Source organism: Undibacterium hunanense, from assembly GCF_014284335.1.
GTDB classification, from domain to species: domain Bacteria; phylum Pseudomonadota; class Gammaproteobacteria; order Burkholderiales; family Burkholderiaceae_D; genus Undibacterium; species Undibacterium hunanense.
Genome location: NZ_JACOGF010000019.1, coordinates 36317 through 50815, shown reverse-complemented (window position 1 = coordinate 50815; position 14499 = coordinate 36317). Strand labels below are relative to the sequence as shown.

The window sequence follows — 14499 nt, the reverse complement described above, 5'->3', positions numbered from 1 at the left end:
GAACGGGCGCCCGGAACCGTCCGAGCGACGTCGAGGCGATTGCCTCTGGAATCCATTTTTCAACAAAAATGAAATCTGCTTTGATTGTAGCCAGCAATCCCAAATTGCACAAGCTGCGGTATCCTTGCCACAACAGTCGCTTAATTTACCGGTATTTGTTTTCCAATACTCATTTTCAAACATTCATTTTCCAACACTCATTTCTCAACACTCATTTCTCAACATCTACATAGCCTTACGCCAAGGAGTTATTCATGCCGTTGTACCAGAAAGGTATTTTGCAACCTATACCTGCCCATGCCATTTATCTTAGCTTTCAACTCAAGGCCGCTGTCGAAATCGCGACCGTACAACAGGTAGTGCGCAACCTGGCTGCACTGACAGATGGCGATACCCTGGTTACAGGCCTGGGGGCCAGCCTGTTGCAGGCGCTGGGGAAAAATGTCGATGGCCTGAAAGAGTTTCAAGGCGTCGAAGGCAGTCGCATGCGTCTGCCAGCGACACCGGCCGCCCTGTTTTGCTGGCTGCGTCAAAGTGAACGCGGAGCGCTGGTGCATCAATTGCGCCAATTGATGCCGCTACTGGCACCCGCGTTTGAATTGCAGCAACAGGTCGATGCCTTCAAATATCAGGAAGGCCGTGATCTCAGCGGTTACGAAGACGGCACCGAAAACCCCGAAGATGATGCAGCACTGGCTGCGGCCTTTGTCGATGGTACAGCGGCAGGGCTGGACGGTTCCAGCTTTGTCGCCGTCCAGCAATGGCTGCACAGGTTTGAACGCTTTGATGCCATGCCAGGTGATGAGCAGGACAATGCCGTCGGACGCCGCAAAAGCGATAACGAAGAATTGGAAGACGCACCAGAATCTGCCCACGTCAAACGCACGGCGCAAGAAAACTTCACGCCTGAAGCCTTCATGCTCAGGCGTTCCATGCCCTGGTCAGCGCAGGACAAGGCGGGCCTGTTCTTCGTCGCCTTTGCCAGTTCCTTCTACCCTTTTGAAGTGCAGTTGCGACGCATGAGTGGCGCTGAAGATGGCATCGTTGATGCCCTGTTCCAGTTCACCCAGCCGCAGACAGGCAGTTATTTCTGGTGTCCGCCCATGCTGGACGGGAAGCTGGATTTGCGTCAGCTCGGTATCGTCTGATTATCATCGGCAGGGTCGGCAGCGTGGGCCGCCCTATCACTCTTGAGCAGCGCCATAAAACCTTCCAGCGGCAAGGGCTTGGAAAAGAAATAGCCCTGGAAGGCATAGCAGTTATGTTCGATCAGGAAGGCACGCTGGGCGCTGGTTTCTACCCCTTCGGCAATCACGTTCAGGCCTAGATTGACACCCAGTGAAATGATGGCACGCACGATGGTCGCGTCGTTTTCATCATGATTGAGATCACGTACAAAGGATTGATCGATCTTCAACTGATTCAACGGCAGGCGTTGCAGATAGGCGAGTGAAGAATAGCCAGTACCAAAATCATCCATGGAAAAAGCGATGCCCAGTTTTTTCAGTTGATGCATTTTTTCTGTGGTGGCATCGACGTTGTCAAGAATCGTGCTTTCCGTCAGTTCTATCTTCAGGCGGGTAGGATCAATCTGATGGCGTCCCACGATTTCACTCAGGCTTTCGACAAAATCGCTTTGCTGGAATTGCTTGGCGCTGACGTTCACCGCCAGGGTCAGGTTGCGTGTTTCTGGCTGTTCTTCCCATTGCTTGATCTGGGCACAGGCAGTTTCCAGTACCCACAGACCGATAGGGATAATCAGACCGGTTTCTTCTGCCAGCGGTATGAATTCAGCCGGTGAAATAAATCCGCGATCCGGATGTTGCCAGCGCAGCAGGGCTTCGGCACCGATCAGCTTGCCGTCCGAATTCACCTGTACCTGGTAATACAGCATGAACTGGCGGTTTGCCAGTGCGATCCGCAGATTCGATTCCAGCATCATGCGTACCACCAGTATAGCCTGCATGGCGGGGTCAAAGAAACGTACCGCATTGCGACCGGCTGTCTTGGCTTCATACATCGCGGTATCGGCGCGCTTGAACAGATCCTTGACGGTAACATCGCCACCCTGGAACAGGCAGACGCCAATACTGCTGGAGCCATGGTGTTCAAAATCCGTGATCTGGTAAGGCTGGCTCAACAGCAGGCGGATTTTTTCAGCGATGCGGTCTGCCTGGCGCAAGGCGTCATCGCGCTGGCTGCTGAGTTCTTCCAGCACCACCACAAATTCATCCCCGCCCAGTCGCGCCACGGTGTCGCTGTCACGCACACAGGTCTGCAGGCGGCTGGCGGTTTCTATCAATAGCAAATCACCGGCATCATGGCCGCGTGTATCGTTGAGGGTCTTGAAATTGTCCAGGTCAATGAACAGAATCGCGCTATGGCTGTCATTGCGGTTGCTGACTGAAATCAGGTGCTGCAGACGGTCCATCAGCAGACGCCGGTTCGGCAACTGCGTCAGCGAATCATAAAAAGCCAGGTTACGGATCTCGGCTTCGTAGCCCTTGTGGCGACTGATGTCGGTGAAAGAACCTATGTAATTGCTGACTTCACCGCGGTTGTCGGTAATCGCGGTCAGCGTGATCATCTGCGGATAAATTTCACCGCCTTTGCGACGGCTCCACAATTCGCCATGCCAGTAGCGATGTTGTGTCAGCGATTCATTGATCTGCACATAGAAGTCCCTGTCCTGCTGTTTGGTCTTGTGCATGGGCGGGCGTCGCCCTATCAGGTCTTCCGGGTGATAGCCGGTGATGCGGGTAAACGCCTGGTTGACCCGCAGCACGGTCCAGTCAGGATCCGTGACAAAAATTCCTTCCTGCGATTCAAAGGTGCAGGCAGCGATACGCATATCCTGCTCGGCCTGCTTGCGTTCGGTAATATCGGTGACAAAACAATGCCACAGCATGGAGCCATCTGCCTCTGGTTCTGGCAAGCCATCCAGATACAGCCAGCGCACACTGCCATCCTTGCGTCGCATACGGAATTCACTTTGCCATGGCGACAGATTGCGCATGGCATGGCGAATGATTTCGGTGCCGCTTTGGATGTCGCGGCTGTCCACGCGGGCAAACAGGTGCAGCGCATCTTCACGTACTTCTTCATGCGTGACTTCAAACATCTGTACGATGGCATCGCTGGCAAACGGGATGGAACCACTGTGATCAGGGCGTATGCGGTATTGCAGTACCAGGCCAGGCAGGCGCGATGCTACCTTGTTGATGCGCTTGTAGGCATCCTGTATGCGGCGGGTGGCATCTATGCTTTCGGTTTGCAGGGCGGTAATGATCAGGGTGATCAGCACCATGGTTGTCATATATGCCCACAGGATCAGCAGACTGGCCTGGCCACCGTCATAAAACGGTCCCATGCCGTGCGAGGTGGCCCAGGCAGCAAACAGCGAGGTCGCCAGCACCGCAAATGAAGAACCCGAAATACCAAAGCGCATGGCGGCCCAGATCATGATGCCTACCGGGATGAAAGTCAGGTGCAGGCGGCTGTAGGGCGACACAAAAATCAGCCAGTTGGAGAGCACGAACAAACCCAGAAAACCGATGATTTCCTTGCGTCGCTGCATCAGCTCAGACGCCGACCTCCAGGAAAAAGACAGCAATAAAGGTGCGGCCAGCAAGGCACCGACGGTATCCCCGGCCCACCACGTCAGCCAGACCGTGGCCAGGTCGTTGTTCAGGCCATGTGCCCACAGGCACAGTACGCCGCCGGTGGCAGAAATGCACATGCCCGCCATGACAGCCAGGCCAAAACCGATGACGTCACGACGGCGTGAAAACTCGTGGCGAAAGGATTGCCGGCGCAACAGCCAGTGGCTGAACCATGGCCCCATGGTATTGCCGATGGCGATGCTGGCCGATACCAGCAAGCCAAAGCCGGCTGACAATTCCAGCAACAGGGTTGACAGGTAAATGGCTGGCAGGGCGGCTTTGCCGTACCGCAAAAAGCCGGTGATGGCGATGCCGGTAGGCAGCCAGATCAGGCTGACATTCGGGTTCACATAAGGAATGGCCAGCCCGATACGGCCAGCGCAAAAATACGCCAGCATCAGCAGCAGAAAATGGCCGATCCGGATTTCTTGTCGAATTTCCGTGGAACGACCAACTGGCGGGAGCTTAGCCATAACATTTGTATAAGTACCTTGATGAATCCCCATTATGCTGCAAAGCACGAAACGCATAAGTGAACTATTGCTACAAATCACCTGCTTACACGCTGACTGCATGTCAGGAGCAGGTGCAATTGCATGAAAGTATTGTCGCAAATATAAAATCCCCCGCCGTTACGGTCGACAGGACGTATTTTTCCTCCCATCTTTACACTTTCTTTACGCGGCCCCGCCAAGTCTTTATAAATTTTTTACTGCCTGCTCGCTATTCTTCACTGTGTAAAAAATCAATGGGGAAGCACATGGATTATTTGATGGAAATTTTATATGTCGGCGGGTTAGGTGTTTTTTTCCTGCTGGTTTGGGCCTTGATACAGGCCTGTGACAAATTGGGAGCAAAAGCATGAACACGTTTTACGTCATCGGCACGGTGGTGGCTGCCGCCTTGTTTGTGTATCTGGTAGTAGCCTTGTTGAATGCAGAGGAGCTGTGATGACTACGCAAGCGATAGTGTTACTGGTGTTGTTTCTCGGCGTGTTGCTGGTGTTGTCTTATCCCCTGGGTTTGCTGATCGCCAGAATCGCCGATGACAAGGCAACTGTGCCCGGCATGGGCTGGCTGGCCTGGCTGGAAAAGGGACTGTATCGTCTGGCTGGTGTGAAGGTGGATACTAAAGCTGATACTAAAGCTGATACTAAAGCTGAAAACGGCATGAGCTGGAAACAGTATGTCATTGCCCTGATCGTCTTCAATACCGTGGGTGCGCTGGCCGTGTATGCGGTGCAGCGCCTGCAACTCTGGTTGCCATTGAATCCCCAGAGTTTTGCCAATGTCAGCGCTGATTCCTCATTCAATACTGCCGTCAGTTTTGTCAGCAATACCAACTGGCAGGGCTATGTGGGTGAATCCACCATGAGTTACCTGACCCAGATGCTGGTACTGGCCGGGCAGAATTTCTTTTCTGCCGCCACCGGTATCGCGGTCGTATTTGCGCTGATACGCGGTTTTACCCGTCACTCTGCCGCTTCCATAGGCAATTTCTGGATCGATATCACGCGTTCCACCCTGTATCTGTTGCTGCCTTTGTCGGTCATTTTTACCGTCTTTCTGATGGCACAGGGTGTGATACAGAATTTTTCCGGTTATAAAGATGTGCAGTTGCTGGACCCTGTTACCTACAGCCAGCCCAAGCTGGGCACCGATGGTCAGCCACTGAAGGATGACAAGGGTGCACCCGTCATGGAAACCCTGACAACGTCGGTACAAACTCTGCCCATGGGGCCGGTTGCTTCGCAGGAAGCGATCAAAATGCTGGGTACGAATGGTGGCGGTTTCTTTAATGCCAACTCTGCCCATCCGTATGAAAATCCAAGCTATCTGACGAATTTCATGCAGATGATTGCCATCTTCCTGATCCCGGCGGCACTCTGCTTTGCCTTTGGTCGCCTGGTGGGGGATATGCGTCAGGGCTGGGCGGTGCTGGCTGCCATGACGATCCTGTTTGTGGCAATGACGGTAACGGTCATGGTGTCGGAACAACAAGCCCATCCGTTACTGGCATCCATGAATGTGGACCAGGCCAGCTCTGCCCTGCAGGCCGGCGGCAATATGGAAGGCAAGGAAACCCGCTTCGGCATCAGCGCTTCCAGCCTGTTTGTAGCGATTACCACGGCAGCATCTTGTGGCGCAGTGAATGCCATGCACGATTCTCTGATGCCTGTCGGTGGCCTTGTCCCCATCGTTCTGATGCAGTTTGGTGAAGTGGTGTTTGGTGGTGTCGGCAGTGGCCTGTATGGCATGCTGATCTTCGCCATACTGGCGGTATTTATTGCCGGCCTGATGATAGGCCGCACACCCGAATACCTGGGCAAGAAAATCCAGGCTTATGAAATGAAGATGACCTCCATCGCCATCCTGGTGACACCGGTACTGGTATTGGCGGGCACTGCGATTGCAGTCATGGCGGATGCCGGCAAGGCCGGTATTCTGAACCCCGGTGCGCATGGTTTTTCTGAAGTGCTGTATGCGTTTACCTCGGCTGCCAATAATAACGGCAGTGCCTTTGCCGGCATCAGCGCCAACACACCGTTTTATAACATCATGCTGGCGATAGCGATGTGGTTTGGCCGGTTTGCCATGATCGTTCCCATTCTTGCGATTGCCGGTTCACTGGCCAGCAAGAAACGCCTGGAAGCGAACGCCGGCACCATGCCCACGCATGGACCCATGTTCATTGCCTTGCTGGTCGGTACCGTCGTCCTCATCAGTGTACTCAACTATGTACCTGCGCTTGCACTGGGTCCGGTGGTCGAACATTTGCAGCTCATGACGAAATAAAGCGGATGCCTGAATCAGAGGCGCGGCCGATTCCACGTTCTTCGCCGCGCGCTTCAGGCCCACACGTAGTTTAAGGGGATTTTCATGTCTAGTACTAGTGTACAAAAAACCGCGGACAGCCTTGGTGGCAGCAAGCCACGCCTGTCCTTGTTCGATTCCAGCCTCATACTGCCAGCTGTTATCGACTCATTCAAAAAACTGAGTCCACGCACGCAATTGCGCAGCCCGGTGATGTTCGTCGTGTATGTCGGCAGCATCATCACCAGCGCCCTGTTCGTGCAATCACTTATGGGGCAAGGGGAAGCCAGCCCTGGTTTCATTCTCGCCATCTCTGTCTGGTTGTGGTTCACCGTTCTGTTTGCGAATTTTGCCGAAGCCCTGGCAGAAGGTCGCAGCAAGGCCCAGGCAGCTTCACTGCGCGCATTGAAGCAAACCGTGATGGCCAAAAAGCTGGCGACGCCAAAACACGGCACTACCTGGCTGCCAGCATCTGCCAATGACTTGCGCAAAGGCGATGTGGTGCTGGTCGAAGCCAATGATGTCATCCCTATTGATGGCGAAGTCATCGAAGGCGTGGCCACCGTCGATGAAAGCGCGATTACCGGTGAATCTGCACCGGTGATACGTGAATCCGGCGGTGATTTTTCTGCTGTCACAGGTGGTACCCGCGTGCTGTCCGACTGGCTGGTCGTGAAAGTCACGTCGAATCCCGGCGAAGCCTTCATTGACCGCATGATCGCCATGGTAGAAGGTGCCAAGCGCCAGAAAACCCCGAACGAAGTTGCCCTGACCATCTTGCTGGTGGCGTTGACCATCATCTTCCTGGCTGTCACCGTGACCTTATTGCCATTTTCATTGTTCAGTGTGGATGCGGCCAAGGCCGCTGGTATTGCCTCGGCACCTATTTCGATTACCGTGCTGATTGCCTTGCTGGTATGCCTGATCCCCACTACCATCGGTGGTTTGCTGTCAGCTATTGGTGTGGCTGGCATGAGCCGTATGATGCAGGCGAACGTCATCGCCACTTCTGGTCGTGCAGTGGAAGCTGCGGGTGACGTGGATGTCCTGATGCTGGATAAAACCGGCACCATCACTCTGGGTAACCGTCAGGCTTCGGATTTTTTCCCGGCACCTGGCGTCAGCCTGCCGCAACTGGCGGATTCTGCCCAACTGGCATCGCTGGCGGATGAAACGCCAGAAGGTCGCAGCATCGTCATTTTTGCCAAACAGCGCTACAACTTGCGTGAACGTGAAATGGCATCGCTGAACGCAAGCTTCGTGCAATTCACGGCACAGACCCGCATGAGCGGTGTTGATATTGCTGAACGCAAGATACGCAAGGGCGCAGCCGATTCTGTCAAAAAATATGTGGAATCCATGGGCCGGCCATTTCCTGCTGACGTATCGCGTGTAGTGGAAGACATTTCCCGTCGCGGCAGCACACCGCTGGTGGTGGTGGATGACGGCAAAGTCATGGGTACGATAGAACTGAAAGATATCGTCAAGGGCGGCATCAAGGAAAGGTTTGCCGAACTGCGCCGCATGGGTATCAAAACTATCATGATCACCGGTGACAACAAGCTGACTGCTGCCGCCATTGCCGCAGAAGCAGGTGTTGATGACTTTTTGGCAGAAGCCACGCCTGAAGACAAGCTCAAACTGATACGCAGCTACCAGTCAGAAGGCCGTCTGGTTGCCATGACCGGTGACGGCACCAATGACGCCCCGGCGCTGGCACAGGCCGACGTTGCTGTCGCCATGAGTTCCGGTACCCAGGCCGCAAAAGAGGCTGGCAATATGGTGGACCTCGATTCCAATCCCACCAAGTTGCTGGAGATTGTGGAAATCGGCAAACAGATGCTGATGACACGTGGCTCCCTGACCACCTTCTCCATCGCCAATGACATCGCCAAATACTTTGCGATTATTCCGGCGGCCTTTGTCGCCACTTATCCACAGTTAAAGGCGCTCGACATCATGCATCTGACCAGCCCGTCGTCAGCCATCATGTCGGCGGTGATCTTCAATGCCCTGATTATCGTGTTCCTGATCCCGCTGGCCCTGAAAGGCGTCAAATACCGCGCCATCGGTGCATCCCTGCTGTTGCGTCGCAATCTGCTGATTTATGGTCTGGGTGGCATCGTGTTGCCCTTCATCGGTATCAAGTTGATTGACGTCATTCTGGCCCTGCTGAATTTGGCTTGATCTGTGGCCTGATCTGCGTTCACCATTACACTGAAAAAGGAAATCATCATGACTAGCATCATTAGTTCTAACGGCGTCAGCTCCAACAGCATCAGTTCAACCCTGCGTCCGGCCCTGACCCTGTTTGCCGGCCTGACCCTGGTCGTCGGTGTCATTTATCCGTATGCCATGACAGGCATAGGCAAAGTTGCCTTCAATGACCAGGCAGAAGGCAGTCTGGTCGTGCGTGACGGCAAGACCGTGGGATCTTCCCTGATCGGCCAGGCTTTTTCTTCCCCCGGCTATTTCTGGGGCAGGCCATCGGCTACCGGCCCCATGCCGAATAATGCCCTGGCATCCAGCGGCTCCAACTTTGGCCCCACCAATCCGGCACAAACCGATGCAGTCAAAGGCCGTATCGACGCCCTGAAAGCAGCTGACCCTGGCAATACCGCCAAAATCCCGGTCGATCTGGTAACCGCATCCGCCAGCGGGCTGGACCCTGACATCAGTCTGGCAGCAGCGTATTATCAGTCTGCAAGGATAGCGCGTGAGCGCAAACTGGAATTGAAGCAGGTGAATGCCCTGATCGAACAATTTGGCAAACAGCCGGTGTTTGGCGTACTTGGCGAAGCCAGGGTGAATGTGCTGGAATTGAACATGGCACTGGATAAAAAAGGATAATCATAGTCATCTACGGTTTCTATTCGACGAATTCATTACTTTATGGCCAATCACAGCGATCAGCGTCCTGACCCCGATGTCTTGCTTGCCCACGTGCAGGAGCAGGAAAGGCGTGCCAGCCGTGGCCGCCTGCGCATTTATTTCGGTGCATCCGCCGGTGTGGGCAAAACCTATGCCATGCTGACTGCCGCCCGCAAGCTGATCGCAGAAGGCCATGAAGTACTGATAGGCGTCATAGAAACCCATGGCCGTGATGAAACCGCAGCCCTGCTCGATGGGCTGGAAGTCTTGCCACCGCGTGCCATTGCTTATCGCGACAAGACACTCACAGAATTTGATATCGACACGGCACTACAGCGCCGCCCTGCCCTGATACTGATGGATGAACTGGCACATTCAAACGCAGCCGGTTCACGCCACCCGAAACGCTGGCAGGATGTGGATGAATTGCTGGCTGCCGGTATCGATGTGTTCACCACGGTGAATGTCCAGCATCTGGAAAGCCTGAATGATGTGGTGGGCGGCATCACCGGCATACGCGTGGCCGAGACCTTGCCCGACAAGGTATTTGACGAAGCCGATGAAGTGGTGCTGGTGGATATACCCGCTGACGAATTGCTGGCCAGGCTGAAATCAGGCCGGGTCTACAAAATGCAGCAGGCTGAACGCGCAGCCCAGAATTTTTTCCGCAAGGGGAACCTGATCGCCTTGCGCGAGCTGGCCCTGCGCCGTACCGCAGACCGCATAGAAGATGACGTACAGGCCTATCGCATAGAAAAATCCATAGGCGCGATCTGGAAAACCGATGCTGCCCTGCTGGCTTGTGTCGGGCCACAGGCAGAATCCGGCCATCTGGTACGCAGTGCGGCCCGCCTGGCCAGCCAGATGAATGCCGAATGGCATGCCGTGTATGTGGAAACACCGCAACTGCAACGCCTGCCGTCGGCACAGCGTGAACGTATCCTGAAAAATCTGAAACTGGCGCAAGACCTGGGGGCCAGCACAGCGGTGCTGACAGGCAAAGACATCGCCCAGGCCATCGTCGATTATGCCCATAGCCATAATTTTTCACGCATCGTACTGGGTCGCCAGCAGCAACACAAATGGCATTTGCAATGGCATCGTGCCTCCCAACTGCAACGCATTGCCGCGTATGCGCCAGACCTCGATTTGATAGAAGTGGGCGAGGCCACCAATGCCGTTGCCGAATCCGCCAGCAACAAGGACACCACGTCGCCGCGTTCTGCCGAGTACGCCAGCCCGCGTGTAGCGCCGCGCCACTGGCGCTATGTGTTTGCGGCACTGGCCAGTATATTTACCGGCCTCATCGCTACACCCCTGATTGATGTATTCAATCTGGTCAATATTGCGATGCTGTTCCTGTTGACAGTGGTACTGGTGGCCGTGCGTTTCGGGCGTGGCCCGTCGGTGGTGGCTACCGTTATCGGTATTGCCGTGTTTGATTTCTTTTTTGTACCGCCACGTTTTTCTTTTGCTGTCAGTGATCTGCAATACCTGATGACCTTTGTCGTCATGCTGGTGGTTGGTTTGATTACCGGGCATCTGACCGCCGATCTGCGCTATCAGGCACGGGTGGCTTCACACCGTGAATCCCGCGCCCGTGCATTGTATGAATTTGCACGTGATTTGTCTGGCGTGCTGCTGGCAGAGCAGATTTCCGAAACCACGCAAGTCATCATACAAAGAGCGTTCCGGGCGCAGGCGACCTTGTTGCTGCCAGATGAAAATGGACGTTTGCAGGCACCAGCCACGAGCGTGCCTGGTCTGGACATAGGCATTGCACAATGGGCCTTTGACAAGGTGGAAGCGGCAGGTATAGGCACCGACACCCTGCCCGCGGGAAATTTCTTTTATCTGCCGCTAGTGGCGCCCATGCGCACGCGTGGTTTGCTGGCCATACAGCCGGAAAGCCGGCGCTGGATCATGATTCCCGAGCAAAGACAGCAACTGGATACCTTTGCCGCGCTGGCCGCGATTGCGCTGGAACGCGTGCACTATATTGAAGTGGCGCAAAATGCCCTGATCCATATGGAATCGGAACGCCTGCGCAATTCCCTGCTGGCGGCGCTGTCGCATGATTTGCGTACACCACTGACCTCACTGGTCGGTATATCAGAATCACTGGCGATGTCGAAACCGGCACTGGCGGACACACAATTGAAAATGGCCCAGGCCCTGCGTGATGAAACCCTGCGCATGAGCGCCCTGGTCACCAATCTGCTGGATATGGCGAGAATAGAAAGTGGTGAAGTCAGGTTGAATCTGCAATGGCAACCGTTTGAAGAAGTGGTGGGCAGTGCCTTGCGCATCTGCGCCTTCCAGTTGCAGCAGCACAGGGTGGAAACCCGGCTGGACCGCGATTTGCCACTGATCAGTTTTGATGCCGTATTGATAGAACGCGTCTTGTGCAATCTGCTGGAAAACGCGACCAAATATACGCCACCAGCATCCCTGATCACGATTGCGGCCCAGGCCAGTGGCGACCTGCTGGAAGTCCGCGTCTATGACAACGGCCCTGGCTTGCCGGTCGGCCGTGAAGAAGCCGTATTTGAAAAATTTACCCGTGGTGAACGTGAATCTGCCTTGCCGGGTGTGGGCCTGGGCCTGGCAATTTGTCGCGCCATCGTCAGCGCCCATGGCGGCAGCATGGGCGCTGGTCATTCACCTGATGGCGGTGCCTGCATCGTATTCAGTTTGCCACTGGGTACCCCACCGGCCCTGCCAGAGCTTGAACCTGAACCTGAACCTGAACCTGAAGAACAGAACCTGATCACAGCATCATGACACCCAGCCTTTTAAGTGCTCTTGCAAGTACACCCACTGCCCTGCTAGTGGAAGACGAACCACAAATCCGCCGCTTTGTCCGCAGCGCTCTTGAAGACGAAGAATGGCAGGTTTTCGAATCTGCCACCCTGCAACGCGGGCTGGTCGATGCCGGTACCCGCCAGCCTGACCTGATCGTGCTTGATCTGGGTTTGCCGGACGGTGACGGCCTCAACTTTATCCGCGACGTGCGCAAATGGTCCAGCGTACCCATCATTGTTTTGTCTGCCCGTGTCAGTGAGCAAGACAAGATCAAGGCACTCGATGCCGGTGCCGATGATTACCTGAGCAAGCCTTTCGGTGTCGGTGAATTGCTGGCACGGGTGCGTGCCACTTTCAGGCGCCAACGTCAGCCCGGCATCAGCCTTGGTGGCGTGCTGCAGTTTGGTGATGTCAAGGTCGATATGAAAGCACGCCTGGTGACCAAGGCCGGGCAAATGGTGAAACTGACACCGACAGAATTCAGGCTATTGATGGTGCTGGTCACCCATGTCGGACGGGTTGTCACCAACCCGCAATTATTACGTGAGGTATGGGGCCCCAGCCATGCCGAAAATGGACATTATCTGCGTATTTATATGGGCCACTTGCGCCACAAACTGGAAGACGATCCCGCACAACCGCGCTATTTGCTGACGGAGACGGCCATAGGCTATCGGCTTCTTCTGCCAAATTAAAAACTGATAAAGCGGCTTGAATACCCGGCAACACGTCTTTTGCCGGAGGGACTTTTGCGCCCGAAATTTTGTATAGGCATGAATTTTAACGTGACTGATGTCATCAACACACCCTGATGTAGTCTGGTGACATCAGCACCAACCAGGACGAAGCGTCCTTAATAGTGAGAGGAAGTAATATGAAGAAGTTGATCATGGCAGCCGCTATCAGCAGCGTATTTTTTACCGGCATCGCCGCTGCAGAAGATGCCAAGCCTGACAATGAAGTCAGTTTCAATGCCGCTGTCACATCCGATTATCGCTATCGCGGTATTTCCCAAACCCGCTTGCAGCCAGCCTTGCAAGGCGGGGCCGATTACACCCACAATCCTAGCGGTTTTTATGCAGGTGCCTGGGCATCCAGCATCAAATGGACCAAGGATGCCGGTGGCGGTGGCGATGTGGAAATCGACCTGTATGCCGGCAAGCGCGGCGAAATCAGCAAGGATGTCAGCTATGATGTCGGCGTATTGAGCTATGTCTATCCATCGAATGGCCTGGCAGTCAGTGCCAACACCACGGAAATTTATGGACAATTATCCTACGGCCCTGCGTATGCCAAGTATTCGCATTCAGTCACCAACCTGTTCGGCTTTGCCGACAGCAAGAATAGCGGTTACCTGGACCTGGGTGCGAATATCGATATCAGCAACATCAGCAGCGGCCTGACACTGAACCTGCATGCCGGTCATCAACAGGTGAAGAACACGGGTGCCGCCAGCTATACCGACTGGAAACTGGGTGTCAGCAAGGACTTCGGTGTACTCACTGCATCCCTGGCAGTCATAGGAACCAATGCCAGTGAAGTCGCCTACGCATCACCAGCGAATGGCAAGTTCCTGGGCAAGACGGCTGTGGTGGTGGCAATAAGTAAAACTTTCTGATAAGCCTGCTATTTTTTCGGCCTGAAGCCACGAATCGCAATGATTCAGGCTTCAGGCCGTTCAGGTGTTTGTTCAGGTGTCTGATGTGTTCAGATGGTTTGTAAGGCGGCAGGTAGGAAGATGCTTTTGTAGATACTGGCAAGAGCCAGATCGGCAGATGTATTCGCCAACAGGAAACGCACATCGTGCAATTGTCGCGCCAGTTTGTTGACCAGATCCTGTCCAGTCTTGCTGTTGATGTCATCAAGTATGAACAGCACGGGTAGTGATTGATTTTTTTCTCTTGCAGCACGAATACATTGCATCATCCTGGTGTGCCTGTTGCGCTTCCACAATGCGGTCTGTATATAAAAAACCAGCATGTGGCTTTCGACCAGCAGATGCAGGGCGACATCTGTATGCACTTGCTGCAAGTCCAGGACGACATCGCAGGTGGATTGCCTGGCAATCGCCAGTTCAGCCATCAAGGCCTCACTTTTTACCGTGCGGCTAGTAGCGGCGATTTTCATTTCTCTGATCTGCCACATCCGGTTTTCTGCGGGTTTTTTGTATTGATTAGCCTGCTTGTCCGCCATGCATTGCGTCAGCAATAATACATTCCTGCCCGCCAGCGCGCGACGTTGTGCGATGGCAGCAGCAAGGCCGCCGTATTGGCTGGCGTATTGACTGGTATGAAAACCGGCACCACAGGCAGAAACCAGGCTTAACAGCATACTTTATACCTGTCACA

The 14499-nt window shown here is 54.4% G+C and carries 10 protein-coding genes; 8 read left to right on the top strand and 2 right to left on the bottom strand.

Annotation, left to right across the window (positions count from 1 at the left end; genetic code table 11):
* The first annotated feature begins 254 nt into the window (after positions 1-254).
* Positions 255-1148: a Dyp-type peroxidase gene (locus H8L32_RS25215; RefSeq protein WP_186950613.1), complete on the top strand. Its 894-nt coding sequence runs from the start codon at positions 255-257 to the stop codon at positions 1146-1148.
* Here H8L32_RS25215 and H8L32_RS25210 read toward each other — a convergent pair.
* The gene (locus H8L32_RS25210; RefSeq protein WP_186950611.1) at positions 1130-4135 is read right to left on the bottom strand and encodes a bifunctional diguanylate cyclase/phosphodiesterase; all 3006 of its coding nucleotides are present in this window, start codon (positions 4133-4135) and stop codon (positions 1130-1132) included. The two genes, H8L32_RS25215 and H8L32_RS25210, sit on opposite strands and share 19 nt — an antisense overlap.
* Before the next feature lie 388 nt (positions 4136-4523).
* On the opposite strand from H8L32_RS25210, the gene kdpF reads away from it, so the two are divergent.
* The 7 genes from kdpF (at position 4524) to H8L32_RS25175 (ending at position 13769) form a co-directional block, all read left to right on the top strand.
* Positions 4524-4613, top strand: coding sequence for a K(+)-transporting ATPase subunit F (kdpF, locus tag H8L32_RS25205; RefSeq protein ID WP_186950609.1), 90 nt, complete (start codon positions 4524-4526; stop codon positions 4611-4613).
* On the top strand, positions 4613-6457 hold the full coding sequence (gene kdpA, locus H8L32_RS25200; protein WP_186950607.1) for a potassium-transporting ATPase subunit KdpA: 1845 nt from the start codon (positions 4613-4615) through the stop codon (positions 6455-6457). Before kdpF ends, kdpA begins: the two co-directional genes overlap by 1 nt.
* 84 nt (positions 6458-6541) lie before the next feature.
* Entirely contained in the window at positions 6542-8662 is a 2121-nt protein-coding gene (gene kdpB / locus H8L32_RS25195; protein WP_186950605.1) for a potassium-transporting ATPase subunit KdpB, read from the top strand.
* A gap of 90 nt (positions 8663-8752) precedes the next feature.
* Complete coding sequence (kdpC, locus tag H8L32_RS25190) at positions 8753-9325, top strand: potassium-transporting ATPase subunit KdpC (RefSeq protein WP_186950650.1); 573 nt, start codon at positions 8753-8755, stop codon at positions 9323-9325.
* 42 nt (positions 9326-9367) lie between these two features.
* Complete coding sequence (gene kdpD, locus H8L32_RS25185; RefSeq protein WP_186950603.1) at positions 9368-12130, top strand: two-component system sensor histidine kinase KdpD; 2763 nt, start codon at positions 9368-9370, stop codon at positions 12128-12130.
* A complete protein-coding gene (gene kdpE, locus H8L32_RS25180) occupies positions 12127-12846 on the top strand; it encodes a two-component system response regulator KdpE (protein WP_186950601.1) in 720 nt (239 codons plus the stop codon). Before kdpD ends, kdpE begins: the two co-directional genes overlap by 4 nt.
* A gap of 179 nt (positions 12847-13025) precedes the next feature.
* Positions 13026-13769, top strand: coding sequence for a TorF family putative porin (locus H8L32_RS25175; protein WP_186950599.1), 744 nt, complete (start codon positions 13026-13028; stop codon positions 13767-13769).
* Positions 13770-13858: 89 nt separating this feature from the next.
* Here H8L32_RS25175 and H8L32_RS25170 read toward each other — a convergent pair whose 3' ends face one another.
* Complete coding sequence (locus H8L32_RS25170; RefSeq protein ID WP_186950597.1) at positions 13859-14482, bottom strand: hypothetical protein; 624 nt, start codon at positions 14480-14482, stop codon at positions 13859-13861.
* Positions 14483-14499 lie beyond the last annotated feature (17 nt).

Coding starts and splice junctions, on each gene's coding strand:
- H8L32_RS25215 (WP_186950613.1), top strand. CDS start 255: ATGCCGTTGTACCAGAAAGGTATTTTGCAACCTATACCTGCCCATGCC.
- kdpD (WP_186950603.1), top strand. CDS start 9,368: ATGGCCAATCACAGCGATCAGCGTCCTGACCCCGATGTCTTGCTTGCC.
- kdpA (WP_186950607.1), top strand. CDS start 4,613: ATGACTACGCAAGCGATAGTGTTACTGGTGTTGTTTCTCGGCGTGTTG.
- H8L32_RS25170 (WP_186950597.1), bottom strand. CDS start 14,482: ATGCTGTTAAGCCTGGTTTCTGCCTGTGGTGCCGGTTTTCATACCAGT.
- H8L32_RS25210 (WP_186950611.1), bottom strand. CDS start 4,135: ATGGCTAAGCTCCCGCCAGTTGGTCGTTCCACGGAAATTCGACAAGAA.
- kdpB (WP_186950605.1), top strand. CDS start 6,542: ATGTCTAGTACTAGTGTACAAAAAACCGCGGACAGCCTTGGTGGCAGC.
- H8L32_RS25175 (WP_186950599.1), top strand. CDS start 13,026: ATGAAGAAGTTGATCATGGCAGCCGCTATCAGCAGCGTATTTTTTACC.
- kdpF (WP_186950609.1), top strand. CDS start 4,524: ATGAACACGTTTTACGTCATCGGCACGGTGGTGGCTGCCGCCTTGTTT.
- kdpE (WP_186950601.1), top strand. CDS start 12,127: ATGACACCCAGCCTTTTAAGTGCTCTTGCAAGTACACCCACTGCCCTG.